The organism is Streptomyces sp. CAU 1734, from assembly GCF_039888735.1.
Lineage (GTDB): Bacteria > Actinomycetota > Actinomycetes > Streptomycetales > Streptomycetaceae > Streptomyces.
This window is the reverse complement of record NZ_JBDQQP010000001.1, coordinates 761,187-784,868: the sequence shown is the minus strand read 5'-3', so window position 1 is coordinate 784,868 and position 23,682 is coordinate 761,187. Positions and strand designations below refer to the sequence as shown.

18 protein-coding genes and 2 tRNA genes are annotated in these 23,682 nt (G+C 72.3%); 8 read left to right on the top strand and 12 right to left on the bottom strand.

The annotated features are described in order from the left end of the window. The first annotated feature begins 96 nt into the window (after positions 1-96). Genes AAFN69_RS03270 through AAFN69_RS03260 form a run of 3 tightly spaced genes read left to right on the top strand, consistent with a single transcriptional unit; the run spans position 97 to position 2,815 of the window. Positions 97-1,392, top strand: a complete 1,296-nt coding sequence (locus AAFN69_RS03270) for a replication initiator (protein WP_347726785.1) — start codon at positions 97-99, stop codon at positions 1,390-1,392. Next, complete coding sequence (locus AAFN69_RS03265) at positions 1,389-1,595, top strand: excisionase family DNA-binding protein (protein WP_347726672.1); 207 nt, start codon at positions 1,389-1,391, stop codon at positions 1,593-1,595. Before AAFN69_RS03270 ends, AAFN69_RS03265 begins: the two co-directional genes overlap by 4 nt. Beyond that, positions 1,583-2,815 carry a tyrosine-type recombinase/integrase gene (locus AAFN69_RS03260; protein ID WP_347726671.1) on the top strand — a complete coding sequence of 411 codons (1,233 nt, stop codon included), beginning with the start codon at positions 1,583-1,585 and terminating at the stop codon, positions 2,813-2,815. Before AAFN69_RS03265 ends, AAFN69_RS03260 begins: the two co-directional genes overlap by 13 nt. A gap of 76 nt (positions 2,816-2,891) precedes the next feature. Here AAFN69_RS03260 and AAFN69_RS03255 read toward each other — a convergent pair. Further along, a tRNA-Arg gene (locus tag AAFN69_RS03255) sits at positions 2,892-2,964 on the bottom strand. Between the two features lie 257 nt (positions 2,965-3,221). Beyond that, positions 3,222-3,315, bottom strand: a tRNA-Ser gene (locus tag AAFN69_RS03250). Positions 3,316-3,664: 349 nt separating this feature from the next. Between AAFN69_RS03250 and AAFN69_RS03245 the strand changes: the two genes are divergently transcribed. After that, a complete protein-coding gene (locus tag AAFN69_RS03245; protein ID WP_347726670.1) occupies positions 3,665-4,141 on the top strand; it encodes an SSI family serine proteinase inhibitor in 477 nt (158 codons plus the stop codon). Between the two features lie 169 nt (positions 4,142-4,310). Beyond that, positions 4,311-8,648, top strand: a complete 4,338-nt coding sequence (locus tag AAFN69_RS03240; RefSeq protein ID WP_347726669.1) for a PAS domain-containing protein — start codon at positions 4,311-4,313, stop codon at positions 8,646-8,648. A 66-nt stretch (positions 8,649-8,714) separates the two neighbouring features. On the opposite strand, the gene AAFN69_RS03235 is transcribed toward AAFN69_RS03240, so the two are convergent. From AAFN69_RS03235 to AAFN69_RS03220, 4 genes are all read right to left on the bottom strand, one after another. Further along, positions 8,715-10,361 carry a long-chain fatty acid--CoA ligase gene (locus AAFN69_RS03235; protein ID WP_347726668.1) on the bottom strand — a complete coding sequence of 549 codons (1,647 nt, stop codon included), beginning with the start codon at positions 10,359-10,361 and terminating at the stop codon, positions 8,715-8,717. 434 nt (positions 10,362-10,795) lie between these two features. After that, positions 10,796-11,380, bottom strand: a complete 585-nt coding sequence (locus AAFN69_RS03230) for a SigE family RNA polymerase sigma factor (protein ID WP_347726667.1) — start codon at positions 11,378-11,380, stop codon at positions 10,796-10,798. Positions 11,381-11,582: 202 nt separating this feature from the next. Beyond that, on the bottom strand, positions 11,583-12,596 hold the full coding sequence (locus AAFN69_RS03225; protein WP_347726666.1) for a DUF1906 domain-containing protein: 1,014 nt from the start codon (positions 12,594-12,596) through the stop codon (positions 11,583-11,585). A gap of 323 nt (positions 12,597-12,919) precedes the next feature. Further along, positions 12,920-13,087: a hypothetical protein gene (locus tag AAFN69_RS03220; RefSeq protein ID WP_347726797.1), complete on the bottom strand. Its 168-nt coding sequence runs from the start codon at positions 13,085-13,087 to the stop codon at positions 12,920-12,922. Positions 13,088-13,245: 158 nt separating this feature from the next. On the opposite strand from AAFN69_RS03220, the gene AAFN69_RS03215 reads away from it, so the two are divergent. Then, positions 13,246-14,190, top strand: coding sequence for a bifunctional DNA primase/polymerase (locus AAFN69_RS03215; protein WP_347726665.1), 945 nt, complete (start codon positions 13,246-13,248; stop codon positions 14,188-14,190). Positions 14,191-14,234: 44 nt separating this feature from the next. On the opposite strand, the gene AAFN69_RS03210 is transcribed toward AAFN69_RS03215, so the two are convergent. The 3 genes from AAFN69_RS03210 to AAFN69_RS03200 form a co-directional block, all read right to left on the bottom strand. After that, positions 14,235-15,386, bottom strand: a complete 1,152-nt coding sequence (locus AAFN69_RS03210) for a hypothetical protein (protein WP_347726664.1) — start codon at positions 15,384-15,386, stop codon at positions 14,235-14,237. 6 nt (positions 15,387-15,392) lie between these two features. Then, positions 15,393-19,181, bottom strand: coding sequence for a DNA polymerase III subunit alpha (locus tag AAFN69_RS03205; protein WP_347726663.1), 3,789 nt, complete (start codon positions 19,179-19,181; stop codon positions 15,393-15,395). 231 nt (positions 19,182-19,412) lie between these two features. Then, entirely contained in the window at positions 19,413-20,069 is a 657-nt protein-coding gene (locus AAFN69_RS03200) for an MOSC domain-containing protein (protein WP_347726662.1), read from the bottom strand. Positions 20,070-20,283: 214 nt separating this feature from the next. Here AAFN69_RS03200 and AAFN69_RS03195 point away from each other — a divergent pair, with 214 nt between their 5' ends. Together AAFN69_RS03195 and AAFN69_RS03190 are read left to right on the top strand one after the other, a co-directional pair. Then, positions 20,284-20,625 (top strand): hypothetical protein, encoded by a 342-nt coding sequence (locus AAFN69_RS03195; RefSeq protein ID WP_347726661.1) that lies wholly within the window; start codon positions 20,284-20,286, stop codon positions 20,623-20,625. Positions 20,626-20,663: 38 nt separating this feature from the next. After that, positions 20,664-21,020, top strand: coding sequence for a hypothetical protein (locus tag AAFN69_RS03190; RefSeq protein ID WP_347726660.1), 357 nt, complete (start codon positions 20,664-20,666; stop codon positions 21,018-21,020). A 28-nt stretch (positions 21,021-21,048) separates the two neighbouring features. On the opposite strand, the gene AAFN69_RS03185 is transcribed toward AAFN69_RS03190, so the two are convergent. The 3 genes from AAFN69_RS03185 to AAFN69_RS03175 all read right to left on the bottom strand — a co-directional run bounded on the left by AAFN69_RS03185 (position 21,049) and on the right by AAFN69_RS03175 (position 23,623). Continuing rightward, complete coding sequence (locus AAFN69_RS03185) at positions 21,049-21,237, bottom strand: hypothetical protein (protein ID WP_347726659.1); 189 nt, start codon at positions 21,235-21,237, stop codon at positions 21,049-21,051. Positions 21,238-21,497: 260 nt separating this feature from the next. Continuing rightward, positions 21,498-22,319, bottom strand: coding sequence for a class I SAM-dependent methyltransferase (locus AAFN69_RS03180; RefSeq protein ID WP_347726658.1), 822 nt, complete (start codon positions 22,317-22,319; stop codon positions 21,498-21,500). Beyond that, the gene (locus AAFN69_RS03175) at positions 22,316-23,623 is read right to left on the bottom strand and encodes a helix-turn-helix transcriptional regulator (RefSeq protein WP_347726657.1); all 1,308 of its coding nucleotides are present in this window, start codon (positions 23,621-23,623) and stop codon (positions 22,316-22,318) included. The genes AAFN69_RS03180 and AAFN69_RS03175 overlap by 4 nt, the downstream gene beginning before the upstream one ends. Positions 23,624-23,682 lie beyond the last annotated feature (59 nt).

Genomic DNA, 23,682 nt, shown 5'->3' with positions numbered 1-23,682 from the left:
TCCACCGCCCCGGGCCCTCCCTCCCGACCAAACAGTCAGAAGGAGAACGCCATCTTCACCCGCACCACACCGCCCCCGCTCTCCGAACTCCTCGATCTGGCCAACACCGGCACCCTGCCCGGCATCCTCCGTCAGCTCTCCGGACTCGGCGGCTGCACCCACCCGATCCGCCTCGACGGCCACCGCACCGAGTACGCCGTCGACACCCGCACTGGCGAGATCGGCTCCGTCCTTCACCACCTCGAATCGTCCGCGCTCCCGGCGGGGCATCTGCTCGTCCGCTGCAACAACCGCCGCACGACCCGTTGCCCGGCCTGCGCGGAGCTCTACCGCCGCGACACCTTCCAGCTCATCGCCACCGGCCTGCGCGGCGGCAAGGGCACCCCGGACACCGTCACGACCCACCCCCGCGTCTTCGCCACCTTCACCGCCCCCGGCTTCGGCCCGGTCCACAACCGGCCCACCGGCACGAACCGCCCCTGCCGCTGCGGCACCCGCCACGACCAGGACGACGCCGTCCTCGGTACCCCGCTCGACCCCGACCGGTACGACTATGAATCGGCCGTCCTCTGGAACGCCCATGCCGGACTCCTGTGGCGGCGCTTCTCCATCCACCTGCGCCGGGAGATCGCCAAGCTCGCCGGACTCTCCCAGCGGGAACTCCCCGCGCACATACGCGTGGCCTTCGCCAAAGTCGCCGAATACCAGCGGCGCGGCGCTGTCCACTTCCATGCCGTCATCCGCCTCGACGGCCCCGATGGCGGCCACACCCCGCCTCCGGCCTGGGCCACCGCCGGACTCCTCACCGACGCCATCCGCACCGCCACCACCAAAGCGCGCATCGACGGCCTCACCCTCGACGGCCGGGCCCACTCCTTCGCCTTCGGCCGGCAACTCGACGTCCGCACCATCCGCAGTACCGACTTCACCGACCGCGCCGCGCTGACCGACCGGGCCGTCGCCGCCTACATCGCCAAGTACGCCACCAAGGGCGCCGAAACCGCGACCGGAGCGCTCGACCGCCCGTTGAAGTTCGCCGCCGAACTCGCCCAGCTCGACATCTCCGACCACGCCCGCCGCCTCATCCGCACCGCCTGGACCCTCGGCGCCTGCAAAGACCTCGAACACCTCCGCCTCCGCGCCTGGGCCCACATGCTCGGCTTCCGGGGCCACTTCTCCACCAAATCCCGTACGTACTCGACCACCCTCGGCGCCCTCCGCACCGCCCGCGCCGACTGGCGCCGCGCCCAGACCCCCACCGAACACCCGACCGGCACGACACACGTCCTCGCGCACTGGGTCTTCGCCGGAACCGGCCTCACCGCCACAGAGGAATGGCTCGCCGCATCCATCACCCCCGCCCCCGGCACGGAAGGAGAACCGGCCCGATGACAACGACCGTGATCACCCGCAAGTGGCACACGACCGCCGAGGTCGCCGTAATGCTCGGCTTCGGACTGTCCAAGACCAAGATGCTCGTGCTGACCGGGGAGATCCGCTCCGTCAAGGTGGGCCGCAACCGGCGCATCCTGCCCGCCTGGGTGGATGAGTACGTCCAGCGGGTCGCTGCCGACGCCGAGGGGTGGGCGGCATGAGCGGGAAGCGCGGCAACGGCGAAGGCTCCATCTACCCGTACAAGAACGGCTGCGCCGCATACGTCTGGGTCACCAAACCGGACGGCAAGCGTGCCCGGAAGTACGTCTACGGCAAGACCCGCGACGAAGTCCACGACAAGTGGATCAAGCTCCACACTGAAGCGAAGAAAGGACCGGTCGCCACCGCGCACCGGACACTCTCCGCCTTCCTCGCGTACTGGCTCGACTCGATCGTCAAGCCCCATCTCGCCCCGCTGTCATACGTCTCGTACGAGGGCTATGTGCGGCTCTACATCGCTCCTCACCTCGGTACGAAGCGACTGGACAAGCTCACCGTGCGGGACGTGCGGGAGTGGCTGACCAAGCTGGCCGGCATCTGCCAGTGCTGTGCTCAGGGGAAGGACTCCACAAGGGCCCGTCAGCGGTGCTGCGCGGTCGGGGAGTGCTGCGAGGCGTACCCGTCGCGGCGGGTGATCCAGGGGGCTCGCGACGCACTCCGGGCGGCACTCACCCACGCGGTCACGGAAGAGGAGATCGGCAAGAACGTCGCTTCGCTGGTGAAGGTGCCCAAGCCTCGCCGTCGCCGGATCAAGCCCTGGTCCGTCGCGGAGGCGGGCCGCTTCCTCGCGGACGGGGCCGCACGTGATGATCACCTTCTCGCGGCCTGGGTCCTGGTGCTCTGCCTCGGGCTCCGGCGCGGAGAGGTACTGGGCCTGACGTGGAAGTCCGTCGACTTCGACACGGGAGAGCTGTATGTGGATCACCAGATCCAGCGGGCCGGACGGCAACTGCTCCACCGGGAGACCAAGACGGAGGAGTCGGACGACTTCCTGCCGCTGCCGGCGCTCTGTCTCAAGGCGCTCCGGATGCGCCGCGCTCAGCAGCAGGGCGACCGGAAAGCGGTGGGTGATCTCTGGCAGGACCGGCACGATCTGATCTTCACGACCAAGTACGGGACCCCGATCGAGCCGGGAAACCTGACGCGGATGTTCGCCCTCCGGGCCCGCCGGGCCGGCCTTCGGGTGATCCCGCTGCGGAACACCCGGCACACCTGTAGCTCGCTCCTGGTCGCGCTCAAGGTCCATCCGAAAGTGGCGCAGCGCATCCTTCGCCATTCACAGATCGCCATGACGATGGAGGTCTACGCGGAGGCGAGCGAAGAAGAGGTGCGGAAGGCGATCGGCAAGCTGTCCGACGCCATGGGCGGCGCCACCGGCTGAGGCGGTTGCTGTACTTCGCTGCTGTACGGCAACGAAAAAGCCCCGCTGGAATAATCCAGCGGGGCTCTCACCTGTGTGCACTCGGCAGGATTCGAACCTGCAACCTTCTGATCCGTAGTCAGATGCTCTATCCGTTAAGCTACGAGTGCCTGGCTTCCCGGGCTTTTCTTCCCGGTCGGCGTTGCGAGAACAACATTACATGACCTGCGCCGCCTGGCGAAATCCATTGCTGAGACCCGGCCCGACCTGCGGAAACGTGGTGGAGACGAGGCGGGATCCAGGGGTGGTCCGGCGCGCGTCCGGTGGTGATCACGGGGCCCCGGAGGCTCGGCCGCGGGCGGTGAGGCGGGCGGGTCGGGGATGCACGAAAGCCCCGGCCGCAGGGCCGGGGCTTTCGTGATTCAGCTGGCGGAGGCGGAGGGATTTGAACCCTCGATGGGCTTTAAGACCCAAACCGCATTAGCAGTGCGGCGCCATAGACCGGACTAGGCGACGCCTCCAGCACACCCGCGCGGGCGCGTGGTGTGTGCAGATGATGACACAGACGAGCACCGCGCCACCAATCGCTGACCACGGTACTAGGCCCGGCGGCCCCAGGGCAAAGCACTTGGACCGGTCCGCACCGGGGCCCGGGGAAGCCGGGCGGCGGGTGGGAGCGCAACGCGGACGCGTGCGGAGCGTTAGACGCGGTGGGGACGGCGGCCGGAGCGGCCGTTCCCGCCGTTCGGCCGGGCGCCGGGACGGGGCCGGATCACGATTCGGGGCCCGTACCGCGCCGGACCGCGACGCCGGACGCGCAGAGAAGACAGAAGAAGACGCACAGAAGAAACAAGACGCAAGGAGCACTCCATGCTGCGCCGCATCGCTCTCACCGCGACCGCCTCCGTCGCCGTACTCGCCGCCGCCGCGCCCACGGCCGCGGCCGGCGGCGGGCTGGCCGGGCTGCCCCTTCCGTTGCCGCTGCCCCTGCTCGGCGGGCCGGCGCAGGTGTCGGAGCAGGACCGGCTGACCATCGACGTGTCCGAGACAGGGAACACCCGGACCGACGGCCGGTACGAACTTCAGTGCGACCCGGCCGGCGGGACACACCCGGCCGCGGAACGAGCCTGCGCCCGGCTGGAGGAGCTCGCGCGGGGGAATCGCGACCCCTTCGCGCCGGTTCCCGAGGGACAGATCTGCACCCAGCAGTACGGCGGCGACGCCACCGCCCGAGTCACCGGAACCTGGCACGGACAGCGGGTCGACGCGGTTTTCTCCCGTACCGACGGGTGCGAGATCTCCCGGTGGCGGAATCTGGAACCGGTGCTTCCCAGCAACCGGTCCTGACCCTTCCGGTCACCTCACGGGCACACAACCTCGGTATGAGCTCCCCCTCATCTGCCGCACCAGGCGGAGCGGGTGCCCTTAGACTCCCTCCAGAGACAGGGTGAATCCCCGCGGGCAGGATGGGGATCAGCTGTCGGCACTTGCAGTAGGTCAGGGAGGAACCGACGTTGTGAGCAGCAGGCCATCCCGAGGCGCTGCTCGCCTCGCAGCAATACTGGACGCACTCCCCGACGGCCTCGTGCTCGTCAATTGCAACGGCACGGTCGTCAACGCCAACACCATCGCCCTCGAACTCTTCGAGACGCCCGGCACCGCACTGGTCGGACGGGGACTGCTCGATCTGCTCCCCGGCTTCGACTCCCGGCTGATCCCGGGTTCCATGCGGCGTCCCGAGGCGGCCGACGAGCGGGGCCGTACGAAGCCGACGCGGATGGTCGCGCGGCGCACGGACGGCACCGAGTTCCCGGTGGAGGTCACCAGCGCCGGGCTGGAGGACGGGCGCGAGGCGTACGACTCCCACAACGCCTTCACCGGCGACGAACTGCTGATGCTCGTGGTGCGGGATCTGTCGGGGACGATGGACACCGAGGCCGAGCTGGCGCGTTCGCGGCGGCAGACCGAGATGATTCTGCGGGCCGCCGCCGAGGGTGTCGTCGGTACGGACACCGAGGGGCGGGTGGTGCTGGTCAATCCGGCCGCCGCGCAGATCCTCGGCTTCCGGGCCAGTGACCTCGGCGGGCAGGAGCTGCACCCGCTGATCCTGCACTCGCGGGCGGACGGTGAGCCGTTCCCGTACGCCGAGTCGCCGCTCGCGGACACCCTGCGGTCCGGACGGAAGCACCGGGTCCGGGGGCAGGTGCTGTGGGCGAAGGACGGTTCCCGGGTGCCGGTGGATCTGACCACCGCGCCGGTACGGGACGGGGATCAGCTGGTCGGCGCGGTGATGACCTTCACCGACCGGCGGCCTTTCGAGGCGGTGGCCGAGAGGCACGAGGCCGAGCTGGCCCAGACCTCGGAGCGGCTGCGCACCGAACTGGCCGAGACCACCGAACGGCTGACCGCGGAGCTCGCCGACGCCGAGGAGCGGTTCGCGGCCGAGCTCGCCGACCGGTCGGAGCGGCACAGTCTGGAGATCGAGCACCGGGACGAGGACCTCCTCGAACTCTCCGGGCGCCATGAGCAGCTGACGGCCGTGCTCGGGGAATCCCTGCGCGGACCGCTGGAGGAGCTGCGCACCGAGCTGAGCACCCTCGCCGCCGATCCGGCCGGGCAGCTCTGGCCCGAGGCCAATCAGATCCTGCACCATCTGGCCGCCGGTTATGCCCGGATGACGACCCTTATCGACAATGTTCTCGGCTTCCAGCGGCTCAACTCCGGGCAGGAACGGCTCACCAAGTCGAACTCCCTGCTGGACGCGGTGGTGGCGACCGGGATCGAGGGCGCGATCGAGCTCATCGGCCCGGGACGGGTGCAGTTCGCGGTGCACGCGCCGTCGATCGAGGCCGAGGTGGACGCGGGCAGGCTGGCGACGGCGCTGGCCCATCTGGCCGCCGATGTCGCCGGGGTGGACTCCACCGGCAAGACCCGGCTGCTGCCGGACGGCGGATATGTGGACTCGACGGTCGTGGTCGCCGCCGCGCAGCGCGGTGAGGTGGTGCGCATCGAGGTGCGCGGGCCCTTCGCCGGGGGCGACCCGGTGCACGAGCCGATTGTGCGCGGGATCGTGGAGGCGCACGGCGGGGTCCTCCAGACACATGAAGTGCCCGGGATGAGCGGAAGCGCGTACGTCCTGGAGGTGCCGATCGGGGAAGGCGCGGGGGCTTCCGGGCCCGCTCCGGCCGGTGCGGGCCCGGAGGTTTCCGGTGTCGCGGCCGGCCCGGCGGGGCAGCCGGAGGTTCCGGTTCAGGCTGGGGGCGTCGGGGTTCCGGCCGGGGACATCGCGGTCTCGGCCGGGGGCGTCGCGCTTCCGGCGGGGCAGCAGCCGGTGGCCCCGGTTCCGGTCCCGCCGGCGGCCCCTGTGGCGGCGGTGGACGGCGGGACGCTCGGGGACGGGATTCCCTCGGGTGCGACCCTTCCCGGCGAGGCCCCCGGCAGCGGCCGGCGTCGGGCCCGGCGCGGGTCCACGGACGCCTTCCTGGAGAGCGCCGTACCGATGGAGAGCGCGGCGCCGGCGGAGGGCACGGGCGGCGACGCGGGCGGTACGGGTGACTCCGGCGCGGAGGCCGAGCGGCCGACCGGACGGCGCCGGGCGGCCCATTCCGGGCCTGCCGCCGCCGAGCCGGGTGCCGAACGCGCCGAGCGCGCCGACGGTGTCCCGGGTGAGGACGAGTGGGCGGGCGCGGCGGAGGCGGAAGCCGGCGCCGTACCGCTGATTCCCGGGCAGGACACGGGCAGGGACACCGGCAGCGGCGGAACCGGACGGCGGCGCGGGCGGCCGAGCCCCGCCGAGGAATCCGTGCCGGACGCCGCGGGCACGCTCCGCCCGAGCGGGGGTTCCGTGGTGACGGCGGCGGAGGGCGCGGCCGGGCGGCCGGCGTTCGGTCAGGCCGTGCCGCCGCAGGGCGTACCCGTACCGGCTCAGCACCAGCACGGCGCGGGCGCACCGCACGGCGGACGGCCCGAGCTGGCCGCCGCGACCTCTCCGGCACCGGCGTCGGCATCCGCACCGGGTGCGCAGGCCGCGCTGCCGGAAGGAAAGAACCAGAGCGGGCGGCGGGCCCGCCGGGCGCTGGCGCCCGCGCCCACCGAGACGGCGGCGGAGGCAGGCACTCCGCGTTCCGCTTTCGCGCTGCCGCCGGCCGAAGCCGATCGGCCGGCACCGGCCGGTGCCACGGCCGGCGGCGCGCTGCCCGGCGGGCACGACCAGGCGGCGGACGCCCGGACCGGGACCGACCGCACCCCGCCGCAGCCGCATCCGGTGCCGACCGGCCGCAGGCGGGCCGGGCCCGGGCCGGACGAGACCGGCGGGTACGCGGGACAGCGGTACGAGACGGCCGGTGCCGAGGGTCCGGGCGCCGTGCCCGGACAGGGTGCAGTGCCCGGGGGTCCGGGAGCCGTGCCCCATGGGCCCGGAGCCGTTCCCGAGACGCCGGGCGGCGTGCCCGGGATGCCGGGCGCCGTTGCCGAGGGGCCGGGCGCCGTACCCGCTCCCATGCCCGCGCCCGTGCCGGGTGAGGGCGGTCCGGCCACCGGTTCCCTCTCGCTGCCGCTGCCCGAGCTCCAGCCGATGGACGAGGCACCGGCGGACGGGGGCACCGGTTCCGTATCGCTGCCGCTACCCGCCGAGACGCCCGTACCGGCGCCGCTGCCGGCCGACGCGTCGCACGGGCGGGCCTTCAGCGTCCGTACGCTCGGACAGGGCGCGCCCTTCGCCCAGCAGATCGCCGACAAGCAGTCCCAGCAGGTTCAGCAGATTCAGGGTCAGAGCGGTCAGGGCGGTCAGAGCGGTCAGAGCGGTCAGGGGCAGGCGTCGCTCGGCTCCGGGCGGCGGCGCAAGCTGGCCACCCCGCCGGAGGCCGAGCGGACCGAGCCCTCGTCGTCATCGTCGTCCTCGTCCTCCCCCGCCTCGGCTTCGGCCTCGCCCTCCGCCCGGCCTCAGCCGCAGGGGGCGCCGGTGCCGTCGCAGGGTGTTCCCCGGCTGCCCGTCGACCGTGCCGAGGGGCGTTCGTACGCCATCGGCGCACCCGAGCGGGGCGCGGCGGAGGGCCCGGAGCCGCTGGACGGTCCCGGCGGGGCGGTCGAGGTGGCCAACCGGCCGCAGCCGCACCCCGTCGACGACGAGCTGCCCCCCGAGCCGCTGGACAATCCGCGCCGGCTGCTGGTCTGGCCCGCGCCCGACGTCTCGACCCAGCAGGCGCTGAGCGAGCGGGGTTACCGCCCGGTCGTCGTGCACTCCCGTGAGGAGGTCGACGCGCAGATCGCGGCCTTCCCGGCGGCACTCTTCGTCGACCCGCTGACCGGCCCGATCACCCGTACCGCGCTCCAGTCGCTGCGCCAGGCCGCGGTGGCGGCGGAGGTTCCGGTTCTGGTGACGGCCGGGCTGGGGCAGGCGACCCGGGAGGCGGCGTACGGCGCGGATCCGGCCGTACTGCTCAAGGCGCTGGCGCCGCGCGACAGTGAGCAGCATCCGCCCCGGGTGCTGCTGATCGAGGAGCACGAGGAGATCGCCCTGGCGCTCACCGCGACGCTGGAGCGGCGCGGAATGCAGGTCGCCCGGGCGACCGCGGACGCCGACGCGGTGACGCTCGCCTCGCAGATGCGGCCGAATCTCGTCGTCATGGATCTGATGCAGGTACGCCGCCGCCGGGCCGGGATCATCGACTGGCTGCGGGCCAACGGGCAGCTGAACCGCACCCCGCTGGTCGTCTACACCTCGGCCGGGCTCAACCGGGCCGAGCTGCCCCGGCTGGCCTCGGGCGAGACCGTGCTCTTCCTCGCGGAACGCTCCACCAGTGGTGAGGTGCAGGCCCGGATCGTGGATCTGCTGGCGAAGATCGGGACGAACTGACCCGGGCGGCGGCACCTCGGGCCGGGGCGGTGCCGCCCCGGCCCGAGGTGCCGCCGCGGGGTGGTCCTACAGCAGGGTGACGTCGAGCTCGCCGTCCGCGTACTGCTTCCGGATCACCTTCTTGTCGAACTTCCCGACGCTCGTTTTCGGCACCGCCGGTATCACCGTCCACCGCTCCGGGAGCTGCCAGCGGGCGATCCGTTCGGCGAGGAAGGCGCGGAGGGCCGCGTAGTCGGCGGTCGCGCCCTCCCTGAGCACCACGGTCGCCAGCGGGCGCTCGCCCCACTTCTCGTCGGGGACCGCCACCACGGCGGCCTCGGCCACTTCCGGGTGTGCCATCAGGGCGTTCTCCAGCTCCACACTGCTGATCCACTCGCCGCCGGACTTGATGACGTCCTTGGCGCGGTCGGTGAGGGTGAGGAAACCGTCCGGGCTGATGACGCCGACATCGCCGGTGCGCAGCCAGCCGTCCGGGCTGAACCTGTCCTCCGGGCGGAAGTTCTCGCCGTCCGTGCCGCCGTAGTACGCGCTCGCGATCCAGGGGCCGCGCACCTCCAGCTCACCGGCGGACTCGCCGTCCCAGGCCAGGAATTGTCCGGACGGGCCCACCAGCCTGGCCTCCACCCCGGCCGGGAAACGGCCCTGGGTGATCCGGTACGGCCACTCCTCCTCGGGGCTCAGGCCGGCCGGGGGGTGGGCCATCGTGCCGAGCGGCGAGGTCTCCGTCATGCCCCAGGCGTGACAGAGCCGTACGCCGAGCCGGTCGTACGCCTCCATCAGCGCGGGCGGACAGGCGGAACCGCCGATGGTGACCTGCCGCATGGAGGAGAGGTCACGGGGGTTGGCGGTGACCTCGGCCAGCAGGCCCTGCCAGATGGTCGGCACGGCCGCCGCGTGGCTGGGCTTCTCGCGCTCTATCATCTCGGCGAGCGGGCCGGGCTGGAGGAAACGATCCGGCATGAGCAGATTCACGCCGGTCATGAAGGTGCCGTGCGGCAGGCCCCACGCGTTCACATGGAACTGGGGCACGACGAGGAGTGAGGTGTCCTTGTCGGTGAGGCCCATCGACTCGGCCATGTTCACCTGCATGGAGTGCAGATAGATCGAACGGTGGGAGAAGACCACGCCCTTGGGGTCGCCGGTGGTGCCCGAGGTGTAGCACATGGCGGCGGCGGAGCGTTCGTCCGGCTCGGGCCAGTCGAAGACCGCGGGACGGTCCGCGATCAGCTCCTCGTACTCGTGCACCCGCGGGCGGACTCCGTCGAGCGGGGCGCGGTCGCCGGGGCCGGTGACGACGATGTGCTCGACGGCCGGCAGGTGCGGGAGCAGCGGTGCGAGCAGGGGTATCAGGGTGCCGTTGACGATGACGACACGGTCGTCGGCGTGGTTGGCGATCCACACCAGCTGCCGCGGCGGGAGACGGAGGTTGAGCGTGTGCAGCACGGCCCCCATGGAGGGGATCGCGAGATACGCCTCCAGGTGCTCGGCGTTGTTCCACATCAGGGTCGCCACCCGCTGATCGCCGTCGATGCCCAGCTCATCGCGGAGGGCGGCGGCGAGGCGGGTCGCCCGCTCGCCGATCTCGGCGAAGGTGCGGCGGCGCGGCTCGGGCTCTCCGGTCCAGGTGGTGACCGTGGAGCCGCTGTGGATCGTCATCCCGTGCCTCAGGATGCGGGTCACGGTCAGCGGTACATCCTGCATGGTGCTCAGCACGGCGTCCTCCCGGTGGGCGCTGGCGCTACATGGCGGTAGAGGTGTGCAGATTCTGCGCACATACCGAGCGGTATGTCACTAGCCGCGGGTAGAGCGATTCGGTGCGCCGGGGCGGGGCACTCGCGGGCGGGGCTCGGGGAGCCGGGGCCGGGTGCGGGGAGGCTGGAGCAGCAGGCGCGGGAGGGCCGGGTGCAGGAGTGCCGGACCGGGAGCGGCCGGTGCGGACGGGGCGTGGAGCGCGCGTGCGGAGTCCTGGGGTGACGGAGCACGGGCGTCGCGGGGTCATGGCATGACGCGGGCCGGTCCATGGGGGGTGCGGGTCCACGGAATGATGCCCACGAGTACGAGGCGGGAGTACGGTACGGGCGCCACGAGGCGGGAGTACGGATACGAGTACAGGTACAGGTACGGGTACGGGCGCTGGTACCGGCGGGTCAGCGGACCGGGGCCAGCTCCGGGTCCTCGCGGAGCTTGCCGAGCGCGCGGGAGACCGCGCTCTTGACCGTGCCCACCGACACTCCGAGCACCTCGGCGGTCTGGGCCTCGCTGAGATCCTCGTAGTAGCGGAGGACGACCATGGCCCGCTGCCGGTCCGGAAGCTTCATGACCGCCCGCCACATCGCGTCGTGCAGCACCTGCTGCTCGGCCGGGTCGGGCGCCGGCACGGTCTCCGGCTCGGGCAGCTCGTCGCAGGCGAACTCGTCCACCTTGCGCTTGCGCCACTGCGAGGTCCGGGTGTTGAGCAGAGCCCGGCGGACATAGCCGTCGAGAGCCCGGTGGTCCTCTATCCGCTCCCAGGCGACATAGGTCTTGGTGAGCGCGGTCTGGAGCAGATCCTCCGCGTCACACGGATTCGCGGTGAGCGACCGGGCGGTGCGCAGCAGCACGGGCCCCCGCGCCCGTACATACGACGAGAAGGACGCATAGGGGGCGTAAGCCCCGTACCGTGATTCGATCCCGTGGGACGGAGACGACAGCAGGGCGGCCTTCGAAGCGTTTGTGCAGACAGGCGTGGTCATGGCTCCCACGCTAGGAGCGAGTGCCGCATGAGCGGATCGGCCACAGGTCCTGAAGCCATGTCCGCCTCAGGTTGTACGGGTGGTGGTGCCCCCACCTCCTGAAGGTGGAGGAGACCCTCAGAGACTCCACCCGGCGGTCAGGGGCGGACGGTGGCGGTGGAGCGGCTTGCCGGCGGCGGAAACGGCCCGCGCCGAGGACGGTTCAGGGGCGGAAACGCGCCACCGGGGCATCCACCAGATTCCGCCCGACGGTCAGGGCGTGGCCCCCGTACTCCTCGCGCGCCTCGCCCTCGTACTGATGGATCCGGCGCTTCACCCGCCAGGCGTAGGGGTGCACCGCCTCCTCGTCCAGCAGCGATGGCCTGCCGTTCCAGCGGGCGAACCAGAGGGCGGACGGCAGATCGCCCGTACCCTCCCGGCGGGCCCGCTCCATGTGGAGCACCCCCGCGTCGGCGTCGCTGCGGAGGCCGGGAACATATCCGAGGCGCCGGACCTCGCGGTTCCAGGCACGGATGAAGTCGAGGGTGGTCCGGGCGCAGGAAGGGTCGCTCAGGGCATACGACTTCAGGCTGACATAGAGCGCGCTGCCCCTGATCATCCCGAGGGCCCGCGCCCGCGCGACCGCCTCGCTTCCCTCACGCTCCCCCTGCGCACCGGGGAAACGTCCCATGGGCACCTCGCGCTTGTTCTTCTCCTCCTCGTTTCCCTCCCGCTCCCCGGACGGATTCTCCGCCCGGCCGGCGGGCAGGCTCGCGGACGGCTCCGCTGTGCGGTCCGTGCGGTCCGTGCCGTTCGTGCGGTCCGTGCCGGCGGGCGCCTCCGGGGCCGCGGCCCTCGGCTGTTCGTCCCTGGCGCACGGTGGCTGGGAACCGACGAAGACGGGCAGCACCCGCCAGCCCATCCGGTGCACCTTCTCCACCCAGGCCCGGGTGAGGTGCTGCTGCCCGGGGCAGTCCCTGCCCCGGCCCCCGTAGGGGATGCCCACGGCGCCGTAGGGGGACGACGTCCGCCAGGCACGCATCACGGCGAGGGGCGGCACCCGGCAGATGTCGAACGCCAGGCCCTGGTAGGTCACCGCGGTGTCGGCGGTGGTGTCCGGGGTGATGGCGGTGCCGGCGGCGTATCCGGTGCGGTCGCGGGCGGGGTCGGGGTCGGCGGCCGGTGCCAGCAGCAGCTCGGGCAGCCCGAACAGCGCGGTGACGACCAGTGCCGCCACGGCGGGTGCCCAGGACCCCCTCCTCTTCCCCTTCCTTTGCCACGGGGCGGTGGCGGGCACCGTCCCCGGCCGCGTACGGCCGCCCGCCGCCGCGTTCCTCCGGGCGCGCGTCTCCCGGGCCGGGGGCCGCAGACCCGCGCGTCCTCCCCTGGACCGGCCGGCCGCTCCGCCGGCCCGCGCGGCCCCTCGCCGTACTCCGGCGGCCCACTGCCGCACGCCCCGGACCGGCCGGGGGACTCCCGGGGGCCGCGGCCGTCTCCTCATGCGCATGCACCCGAGTCAACGGCGGCCGGGGCCGGGAGGCCACTCCCGGAGCCGTTCGCTCAGCCGTCCGTGCCGAGGATCAACCCGGATGTGGGAACGCCCGTACCCGCGGTGACCAGCACTCGGACCGCGCCCGCCGGCTGCTTCACCGAGGCGCCCCGGATCCGGCGCGCGACCTCGGTGACGGCGGCCCGTCCGCCGGGCGTCTCCCCGCGGCGCATGCTCACCGTTCGCCTCGTTCCATCGGGTCGTTGAGACCTTTCTCCCCCGGTCCGGGGGCGGTGGCGGCGGAGTGGGGCGCCTTCACTCAGCGCCGCGCCCCGGCGCGATGTCGGCCGATCTCCCACCCTTCCTCTAATCGAACAAATGTACGAGAATGGTGCCCATGGCCATCACCGACCGGCAGACCGCCTCCCTGGCCCTCACCCACGCCCTGGCCGCCGCCAGGCGCGGGCTTCCCGTCATCCCGCTGTCCGCGAGCAAGCTCCCCGCCCTGCGCTCACCCCACCGAAGCGGCCCCGAACCGGTTCACTGCCAGGGCGAATGCGGGCTGGTGGGGCACGGCATCCACGACGCCACCACCGACCCGGCCGGGGTACGCGCCCTCTTCGCCGCCGCGCCCTGGGCCACCGCGTACGGCATCGCCTGCGGCCGTCCTCCGCACCATCTGATCGGTATCGATCTCGACATCGGGAAGCCGCACCCTCCCGGGCCGGGCGGGGGCGCAGGCCCCGGCTCGGGCACAGACCCCGGGCCCGGCGCGGGCCACGCCGGCGACTCGCTCTCCGCGCTCCGGCATCTGGCGCTGCGGCATCTCTTCACCATCCCGGAGACGGCCACCGTCCTCACCCCGAGCGGCGGCCGGCATCTGTGGCTGACCGGCCCGCCCGGTGTCGTCGTACCGAACTCCGCGAGCCGGCTCGCCCCCGGCATCGACATCCGGGGTGCCGGGGGATATCTGATCGGGCCCGGCTCGGTCACCGCCCACGGCCGCTACCGCCCGGCACCCGACACCGGCGGGCTGCCGCCCGCGCCCTGCCCGCGCGCCCTGCTGCGCCTGATCACACCCCCCGCGCGCCCGCACCACCCCTCCCCTTCCGGATCCCGGCCCGCTCATGGGCAGGGCCTGGTCCAGTTCGTTCTGGCGGCACGCGAGGGCGAGCGCAACACCCGCCTCTTCTGGGCGGCCTGCCGGGCCCATGAGAACGGCATCGGCGCGAGCCTCGCCGACGCCCTCACCAGAGCGGCGGTCCATGCCGGACTGACCGAACGGGAAGCGCGCGCGACCATCGCGTCGGCGGGCCGGGTCGCATCCGTACGCATCCGCTGACCCCGGCCCCCGGCCGTACCCCTCCCCTCCCCTCCCCTCCTTTGTCACGCCGAAGAGGAGGGCCGTTCAGCGGGGAGCCGCATCCCGGCGAGCGCGGCGGACCGGACCGCCCCGGGTCCGAAGCGGTCGCGGGCCCGGTCCGCCGAGTGTTCGATACGGCGGTCCCGCTCATCGGCGGGATCGAGGCTGAGCTGGGTGGTGGCGTGTTCCGCGGGCTGAAGCTCCTCGGCCCGCAGCGCGATCCCCCGGACCCGGGCGCGCTGGAGTCCCAGGCTGTCGTACAGCTCATGGGCGGTACGGATCAGGGCGCCACCGTGATGGGACGGCTCGGGCAGCGCGCGCGCCCGGGTGGTGGTCGTGCGATCGGCGTAGCGGATGGTCAGCTGGAGCCGGCGGGTGATCCGCCGCTCCGACCGCAGCCGTACACCGAGCTGTTCGGCGAGGGCGAGCACCGCCCGCCGGTGGCGGGACGGGTCGAGTTCATCGTGGCCGAACGCGTGGTCGGCACCGCACGAACGGGCGGGTTCCCGCGGGGTGACCGGGCGTTCGTCCAGGCCGTGGGCGCGCTCGTGGAGCAGACGGCCCTGTGCCCTGCCGAGCAGGCGCTGGAGGGTGCCGAGCGGGGTGTCGGCGAGGGCGCCGATGGTGTGCAGACCGTGCCGGACCAGGAGTCCGGCCGTCGAGGGGCCGACACCGGGAAGCGCACCGACGGGCCGAGGGCGCAGAAAGGCCGGGACCGCGTCCGGGGCGAGATGGGTGATCCCGGCCGGCGGGGTGGCGTCGGCCGCCATGGCCGCCAGCAGCCGGTTGTCCGCGGACCCGATGCTGGTGTCCACTCCGTACAGCGCGAGCGCGCGCATGCTGATCACCCGGGCCAGTTCCCGGGGTTCCCGGCGGAAGTAGCGGAGCGCTCCGGTGACATCGCAGTCGGCCGCCATGGGCGGAAGGGCCTGGACGCGGGGGCTGAAGGTGTGGAGCTGCTCGATCAGACGCTCGTACAGGTCGGGGTCGTATCCCTCCCCCGGGTAATGGCCCAGGTGGTAGTGGATGTGCAGGATGTGCCTGCGGCGCCCTGACGCACCCCCGCCGCGGATCCCGGGGGAGGTCTCCGAGGCCGGAAACCTCCCCGGGTCAGGGGGAGTTGAAGAGGGCGCAGGCGGAAGAGCGACCGAAGCGACCGTGTACGGAAAGGACATCGCGGGTCACCCGGCGCTTCCGGGGCTGGTGTATCCCAAGGACTTCAGATCCACGGCCTTCGGGTCGGCGAATCCCGCTCTTCCCGGCCCCAGTTCCTGTCCCGAATGCGAATGCGGATACGGATCGGGATACCGGTGCCCGGTCCGGGCCGCCGGGCCCGCGCCGCCCGGCTCCCTCCCGGCGCCCGGCTCCCTCCCGCCGCCCGGCTCCCTCCCGCCGCCCGGCTCAACGGAGACAGCGCCCAGCGCCCTCGGATCAGCCGCCCGGTCACCGGCGGGCTGAAGATCCGCCCAGGGATGCAGACTCGCCCCGGTCTCCCGGGGAATCACCCGGCGCGGGCGGGCCGGGCCCGCCGCCGGACCGCGCCGGCCGGCCGCCGGACCGGAGCGCTGGTGCGCCGTCGCCGGCCCCAGCAGCCGGTGCACGGCCTCGGGCCCGCCGTCGCGGCGGGCCACCGCCAGCGCCTCCAGATCCCACACCATCGTCCCCACGACCGTGGCCCGCTCCCCGCGCCGCTGCACGGTTCCGCGCACCAGCAGCAGTCCGGAGTGGAAGACGGTGTGCGCACAGGCGTCGTGACTGTCCTCGAAGAAGGCGAGATCGACCAGGCCCGAGCCGTCGTCGAGGGTGACGAAGATGATCCGCCGCCCCGAGGCGATGGGCGGGGTCTGCGTGGCGGCGCGCACCCCGGCGACCAGTACGGTGCGCCCTGCCCGTACCCCGTTCAGATGTCCGGCGTCGGTGGCCCCGAGTTCGCGCAGCAGCTGATGGTGGTGGTCCATCAGATGCCGGCTCACATCGATGCCGAGCACCTGGAGTTCCGCGCTGAGCGCTTCCCGGCCGGTCATTTCCGGCAGCCCGGTACGGGACATTCCGGCGAGTTCGCCGGTGTGCAGCGGAAGCTGCCCGTCGCCGAGCGGGCGGCCCCGGTACTGCCGGTGGAGTTCGGCGATCCGGAGCAGCAGATCCCGGCGGGTGAGATCGCCGCGCACCGGATCCAGGGCACCGATATCGGCGAGGCGTTCGGCGGTCGGCCGGTGGGGCCGGGCCCGCTGCCAGAAATCGGGAAGGGAGCTGTAGGGCCGGCCGGCCGCGATACGGGTGACCTCGTCCTCGCCGATACCGCGCACCCCGGAGAGCGCCAGCCGCACCCCCCAGATGCCGTCCGGGGTCCGCTCGATGGTGTGCGTGGGGCGGGAGCGGTTGATGTCGACGGGGAGTACGGGGATGCCATGGCGCCGCGCGTCGGCCACGATGACCCGTTTCGGCCACATTCCGGGGTCGTGCTCCAGCAGCCCCGCGTACAGGGCGGCCGGATGGTGCGCCTTCAGCCAGGCGGACTGGAGGGCGGGGACGGCGAAGGCGACGGCGTGGGCGCGGCAGAATCCGTACGCGCCGAACGCCTCGACGGTCTTCCAGACCTCGGCCACCACGGCGGGCGGGTAGCCCCGGGCGGCGGCCAGCTGGCGGAACCAGGAGCGGACGCGCGGCAGCCGTTCCCGGTCGCTGAGCGCGCGGCGGGCGTAATCGCCCATCTCCGGGTCGCAGCCGGTCATGGTGGCGATGATCTGGATGATCTGCTCGTGCCAGATCACCACCCCGTAGGTGTCGGAGAGCACGGGTTCGAGGTCGGGGTGCGGGTGGACGGGGGCGCCGCCGTGCCGGGCGGCGATGTACTGCTCCGGCATCCCGCCGGCCACCGGACCCGGCCGGAAGAGGCTGATGTCGGCGATGACATCCTGCGGATCGCGGGGCTGGAGCCGGCTGAGCAGATCCATCTGGCCGGGCGACTCCAGCTGGAACATGCCCAGGGTGTCCGACGCCTGGATGAGCTTGAAGGCGAAGTGGTCGTCCAGAGGCACCTGCCGCGCGTCGTCGAGATCGATCCGGCGGCCGGTGGCCCGTTCGATCTCGGCGGTGGCATGGGCCATCGCCGACTGCATCCGGACCCCGAGGATGTCCAGCTTGATCATTCCGAGGTGCTCGACGTCCTCCTTGTCCGCCTGGACCATCGGATAGCCGCCGGTCGGCGTCGGCTGGACCGGAAGCCGGCCCAGCAGGGAGGCGTCGGTCAGGATCACTCCGCAGGGGTGCATGGCGATGCCCCGGGGCAGTGCGTCCAGCCCTTCGGCGAGTTCGAACAGCAGCCGGTAGGGGGCGGCGCCGGCGGCCAGCCGCTTCAGCTCGGGCAGTTCGGCGAGAGCGGCGGTGATGTCCGACGCGCGGATATGAGGAAACGATTTTGCAATCCGGTCGACCTCGGCTGGGGCGATCCCGAGGGCGAGACCGGTGTCGCGGAGCGCATGCCGGGCGCGGTAGGTCTCGGGCATCCCGGTGATGGCCACCCGGTCCCGTCCGAAGCGTTCGATGACCCGGTCATAGACATCCAGCCGGCGGGCGGACTCCACATCCAGGTCGATATCGGGCAGACCGCCACGGCGCCGGGAGATGAAACGCTCAAACAGCAGCCGGTGGTCCAGCGGGTTCGCGGTGGCGATGTGGAGGACGTGATTGACCATGCTCCCGGCACCGGAGCCGCGCGCGGCGACCCGTACGCCCATGTCCCGTACATCGGCGACCACCTGAGCGACGGTCAGGAAATATGTATCGAACTCCAGTTCGGTTATAAGGGCGAGTTCCTGCTCAAGACGGGCCCGGGCGGCGGGGTCCCGGTCGAGACCCCGGCGGACCAGACCCGCCTCGCAGCGCTCGCGCAGCACCCGGGCGGCGTCCGAGGCGTCCGCCGCCCCGACGGTGTGCGGCTCGGGGAAGTGGTGCCGCCCCATTCCGAGATCGATGTCCGGATCGACCCGGCAGGACTCGCCGGTCTCCACCGTCTCGGCGAGAAGCCGCAGCGCCCGGCGGCTGCCGGATCCGGCGGCAGCCGCGATCCGCTCGGCGGCCTCCCGCATGGCGGCGGGGCCCTTGAGCCAGCGCTGGCCCGAGTCGAGACGGCGGCGGTCGATGGGCCGGAGCAGCCGGGCCGCGTCCAGGACATCGGCGAGGCGGTGCCGGCCGGGGTCGGCGTACCGGACGGCATTGGTGAGGACGGCGGGCACCCCGGCCCGGTCGGCGAAGGCGAGCGTCCGCGCGGCGAGCCACAGCGAGCCGGGGCCGGTGGGGGGAGCGGCCCGGAACCCTGTCCGGGACACGGGGCCCGCCCCCTCGGCACCGGGGGCGGAGCGGTCGTGCCACACCGTCTCCAGCCGCAGCGAGCTCCCGAAGATCTCCCGCCAGGGCGCGAGCAGCCGTCCGGCGATGTCGGGGCGCCCGGCGGCCAGGGCGCGGACGGGCTCGGAGAGCGGCCCGAGCAGCGCGACCAGCCCCACGGATCCGGCCGAACCGGCGGTGCCGGCCGGGCGCTGTCCGGCGAAGCGCCGCAGGGCGTCCCAGGACAGCACCGGGTATCCGCCGACGGGCCGGGCATGCGCGGCCGAGGTCAGCCGGCACAGCGCGGCCCACCCCTGCCCGTCCCGGGCGAGCAGGGTGACCCGCAGCGGCGGCTCCACCACATGGGCGCCGCCGCGCACGGGGGTACGCCGCCGGGGCGCGCCGGCCCCTTCCCGTACGGGAGAGACCGGGTCGACGGCGAGATCCACACCGAACACCGGCCGCACTCCCTGCGCCCGGGCGGCCCTGGCGAACCGCACAACGCCGGTGACCGCGTCCCGGTCGGTCACCGCGAGCGCGCTCATGCCGCGCTCGGCCGCCCGCCGGACCAGGTCATGGGGGTGGGAGGCGCCATAGCGGGTCGAGTAGCCGGACGAGACATGCAGATGCGTAAAACCCTCCATGCCGCACCTCCAGCCAGGACCCCCTCTGTCCGTCTCGTACGAATCACCCCGAAAAGCTCTTCGAATCTCTGTTCGATAAGCGTAACGCGCGGGACCAAAGGAGGCGAACGGGATCACTGGGGCGATCACGACGCCGGGCCGGCGCCGTGATCGCGGCTCGTGCTTCTCCCGGCTCGGAGGGGCTCGCGGCTCGTACTTCTCCGGGGGGGGGCGGCCGGGGTCTTGTGGAGTTCAGCCCCGCCCGGCGGTCCGCCGGAGGACCAGCTCCCGCTCCTCCTCCGGCAGCGCGTCGGCCGCCAGCAGCCTCGGCAACAGATCCGGCTCCAGGGTCATCGCCCGGAAGGCCAGCGCGACCGTCACGTCATGGCCGGGCCGGTGCACGATGCCGACCGGATCGCCGGCCCGGATCTCACCGGGCTCCACCACCCGCAGATACGCACCCGGCCGCGCCGCCCGGGTGAATCTCTTGATCCAGCCGGCCTGGTCCAGCCAGCCCTGGAAGGTGCCGCACGGAACCCGCGGACACGACACCTCCAGGATGACGTCCGGCCCGACCAGCCAGCGCTCACCGATCAGCGCGCCATTGACATCGATCCCCAGGGTCGTGAGGTTCTCGCCGAAGGCGCCGTTCGTGAGGGAAGTGCCCAACTCGGCGTCCCAGAGATCGAGACCCTCCCGGGCGTAGGCGTAAACAGCCTGGTCGGAGCCGCCGTGGTTCTTGATGTCATAGACCCGGTCACCGGCCAGGCCGACCTCTCCGGTGCCTCTGGGACCGGGAGCGGTGACGGCCACCGGGCCCTCCACGGGCCGCTTGTCGATGCCCGTCAGGCCGAGGTTCTTCCATGGATTGGGGCGCGGTCTGCCGATATTGACGGAGAGCAGCTTCATACCGGCGACGGTACGGACCACGGCCCGCGGCGGCGAGCAGATTTCCGCACCGCTTCCGGCCGCTCGGCAGCGCCGGGGGCGGTGCCGGGGCTCATCTCCTCAGTACTGCCCGAAACCACCAGTACCCGCATAAGTACCCGTACTCATGTCCGAACGCATCCCCCGGTCCACTGTGGAAACACCCACCCCACGGACCGACCCGATTGGATCCGCGATGCCGGACGCCTCCCGCCCCCGCCGTCTGCCGCGCCTGCGCCGGCTCCTCGCGCTCGCCACGGACAACTGGCTCTCCCGGGGTTATCTGGCTCTCTTCGCCGTCTCCCTCCCGGTCGCGTTCCTCGCCCCGGAGAGCAGCTACGCCCTGGTCCATCTGCTGCTCACGGCCCCTCTGTCCACCATGGCGATGGCCTTCCCCTTCGGCGCCGGGGGCGGCACGCTCACCGGGGCGCTCACCCTCGCCCTCTCCACCGGCTGGCTCCTGCTGGGCGCCCTCGTCAACGCCGCTGTCCTCGGCGCCCTGACCGACCACGTCCGCCGCACCGCCCGGCCGGCCTGACCCCTCTCCCCCGCACGCCGCACAGAAAGACCACAGACATGACGCGTTCCGCGACCCCCCGCCGGGGAAGGATCCGTGCCCTGCCGGCACCCGCAGTGGACAACTGGCTCTCCCGCGCATACCTGGCGGTGGTGGCGGCCTCCCTGGTGTTCCTCCTGTACGCCGTGTACGTGGCACCGGACCCGGGATTCGCCGCGATCTGGCCGGCCATGACCACGGCACCGCTCAGCGCCCTCGTCCTCATGGTGCCGACACCCGATGCGGACTCCTCGCTCGCCTGGCTGAGCCCCGTGATCCTCTCCACCGGCATGGCCCTGGCCGGCCTGCTCAACGCCACCCTCCTCGGCCTCCTGGCCCGCAGCCTGCGGACACGGAGCCCCCGCCCTTCGGTCTGACGGTGACGGCGCTCGGGGCCAGGACGGTTCAGCGCTCCAGGGCCCGGTACCTCTTGAGCAGAGCCGTGACCCTCGCGTGGCCGGCCCCGCCGTTCAGCGCCGCGAGCAGTTCATCGGGACAGACCTCGCAGTGATCGCCCCACCACCGGCGCCTCTTGTTGTCCCGCACGCGATACCCGCCGGAAACCCCTCTGGCCGCATACCGCCTCCGGTTCATCCCGTGTCCCCCAGACCGCCGCCTTGCGGGCACCGCACGCGAGCGGGTAGGCGGAGGGCATGGTCCCGAAACAGGGCCGCGCCGGTCTTGCGAGTGCGGGGTGTGAACCCACGGTGGCATCGCCGCCGCCACGGCGGTTTCCAAGAGGGTGCTACGAGAAGCGCCTTCACCATGGCTGACCTGCTGATCCCCGTCCCCGGGGTCCCTCGCCGCCGACGGCGGTCCACAGCTGGTCCGCTGGGCCCGAATGTGGCCCCTTTCTACCGGCCCGGTCCCTGGCAGACGAGTATGCCGCCCAGGCAGGCGACCCGGAAGGCGCCCTCTGCCCGGATGATCTCGTTGACCCGCTCCCGCGCGCGCTCGATCGTCTCCCGGAACGGGACGCCCATCTTGTCCGCCCAGGCTTCGTACGAGGCCAAGTGCGCGACGACTGGTTCAGCGTCGGTCACCTTGATCACTCCTGGCAGAGGGATCGTACGGATCTCGCTGAAGACCGTACCGAGGATCGCGGGCGCGTCCTCCAGGGTGAAGCGAGCAGAGAGCTGCACTCGTGCCGGGCCCTCCTGGATGCCCAGGACATCGCCCGCGGCCTGGCGCCAAAGGTGCTCCAGTTCCCGCTTGTCGGTCCTGCTGTTGGTGGAGACGATCGCGATTCCGCCGGGCGCCAGTACACGGCCCAGCTCCCGCACGGCCTGGGCCTGGTCCTCGACGTGGTACAGCATGTGGAGCGCAAGAACCGCACCAAGGACTCCATCGATGATGGGGAGCTGTTGGACGTCCGCCACAAGAGCCCCCGGAATGGCACCGAGGATGCCGTGCGACACGTCCATGGGAAGCACCACCAAGTCGGGACGGTCCTCCCGCACCCGGGCGACGAACTTCCCGTTTCCGCACCCCACGTCCGCGACCGCACCGCGTACGCCTGCCAGTTCGTTCACAACGATGCCCGGCAGGTCGTGGCTGGGGGTCTGCCACTGGTAGAGGGATTGGCGGGCGGCCAGGTGCTGACCCGTGCCGTACGCCTTGGTGGAAAGGAGGCTGCGGTCGGTGACCAACTGATCAGGCGTGGGTTGGACGGTCATCGGGGCTCCGTGGGGTTGCCGGCGAGAGCGGGCCGGACGGTCACCTCGTGGATGTGCGCGCGGAGATCGACTGCCGACTGTGCGCCACGGTACGGCTCGCTTCCGAGGAGCGCGGCCAGATTGCGGAGCCTGATGGTGATGCTCGCCGTGAACACCTCGGCGGTGAACACCTCCGAGAGCGTCGCACCGGCTCTCTCAACCTGGCCGCTCGCAAGGTAGGCCGTGGCCAGGTCCAGGTGGGCGGCTTGCAGATCGCCGGGGGAGCGGTCGCCCTCCGGCCCGGCGTGGTACTGCTCCACGGCACGATTGGAAGCGCCTATGGCTTGCCGCGTGTGCTCGTCGCCCCCGACGGCCAACAGGGTGGTACCGGCGTAGGCCCACTGCTTGGCCTCGGGAAACGAGAAGACCCCGGGCAACTCGTCGGGTCCCGCAGCGCTCCGTGCCTCATGTGCCAACGCGAGTACCCGCAGCGCGCTGCGATTGTCCCCCTCGGCCGCACGGGCTCGGGCCTCCAAGCTCAGCAGCCGGGCCTTGATCGTGCCCGTGCCGGGGCCTCGCCCCTCGCTGTGTCCGGCCTGTGCAAGGTCTCCCGCTCGCCGGTAGTCCCCCGCCCAGTAAGCGGCCAGGGACTGGAAGGACCGTGCCCATGCGCGTAGCGGTGAGTGCTCCGAGATCTCCGCGCACTGCACCACGGTGCGGGCATGAGTAGCCGCGGCGGAGCGGTCCCCCAGGTCCAGCGACACATGCGCCGCGAGACCGGATAACCACCCGGCGACCACGTAGAGATGACGGGTCTGGCTGGGGTGCTGGCGCCCCTCCAGCAACCGGAACACCGCACCCCGAGCCGTGCGAATCTCGGGGATCAGGCGAGGCAGAGGGCGGCTGACGAAGTCCCGGGCGAGTCGTTCGACATCAGCGTCGAACTGCTCCAGTACGAGCGCGTTGACGTTGGTCTCCGCCACGTGGCGAGCCAGCAGGGCTGACAGCTCCGTGTCGGCCGCCAGGGATCGGACATCATCGGACGGAGCCTCTTCGGCCGGCCTTTCATCCGATGCGGCGGACCCCTTCGGGTACAGGCCCAGCTCCTCTTCGCCGGCGACTTGGAACACCGCGCACAAGGCGGCCCTGTAGTCACCGGAAGGCCACGTGATGGCTCCTCGCTCAAGGCGGGAGACCCAGTTCGCGTCAAGCTCCGGATCGCGGCCGGTGGCTGCCCGGACCTGAACGCACACGCGCTCCGCGACCTGGGTCTGAGTCCATCGCTGGGATTTTCTGTGTCTGCGAAGAGCGTCGTTCGCCATCATCCCGCCGTCCGCTGGTCGAGCCGGGCGCCGAAATCGTAGCCGGAATCTGCCTTCCGAGT

Coding starts and splice junctions, on each gene's coding strand:
- AAFN69_RS03245 (WP_347726670.1), top strand. CDS start 3,665: ATGCTGCGCCGCATCGCTCTCACCGCGACCGCCTCCGTCGCCGTACTC.
- AAFN69_RS03175 (WP_347726657.1), bottom strand. CDS start 23,623: ATGATGGCGAACGACGCTCTTCGCAGACACAGAAAATCCCAGCGATGG.
- AAFN69_RS03185 (WP_347726659.1), bottom strand. CDS start 21,237: ATGAACCGGAGGCGGTATGCGGCCAGAGGGGTTTCCGGCGGGTATCGC.
- AAFN69_RS03205 (WP_347726663.1), bottom strand. CDS start 19,181: ATGGAGGGTTTTACGCATCTGCATGTCTCGTCCGGCTACTCGACCCGC.
- AAFN69_RS03200 (WP_347726662.1), bottom strand. CDS start 20,069: ATGAAGCTGCTCTCCGTCAATATCGGCAGACCGCGCCCCAATCCATGG.
- AAFN69_RS03180 (WP_347726658.1), bottom strand. CDS start 22,319: ATGACCGTCCAACCCACGCCTGATCAGTTGGTCACCGACCGCAGCCTC.
- AAFN69_RS03265 (WP_347726672.1), top strand. CDS start 1,389: ATGACAACGACCGTGATCACCCGCAAGTGGCACACGACCGCCGAGGTC.
- AAFN69_RS03215 (WP_347726665.1), top strand. CDS start 13,246: ATGGCCATCACCGACCGGCAGACCGCCTCCCTGGCCCTCACCCACGCC.
- AAFN69_RS03210 (WP_347726664.1), bottom strand. CDS start 15,386: ATGTCCTTTCCGTACACGGTCGCTTCGGTCGCTCTTCCGCCTGCGCCC.
- AAFN69_RS03190 (WP_347726660.1), top strand. CDS start 20,664: ATGACGCGTTCCGCGACCCCCCGCCGGGGAAGGATCCGTGCCCTGCCG.
- AAFN69_RS03230 (WP_347726667.1), bottom strand. CDS start 11,380: ATGACCACGCCTGTCTGCACAAACGCTTCGAAGGCCGCCCTGCTGTCG.
- AAFN69_RS03195 (WP_347726661.1), top strand. CDS start 20,284: ATGCCGGACGCCTCCCGCCCCCGCCGTCTGCCGCGCCTGCGCCGGCTC.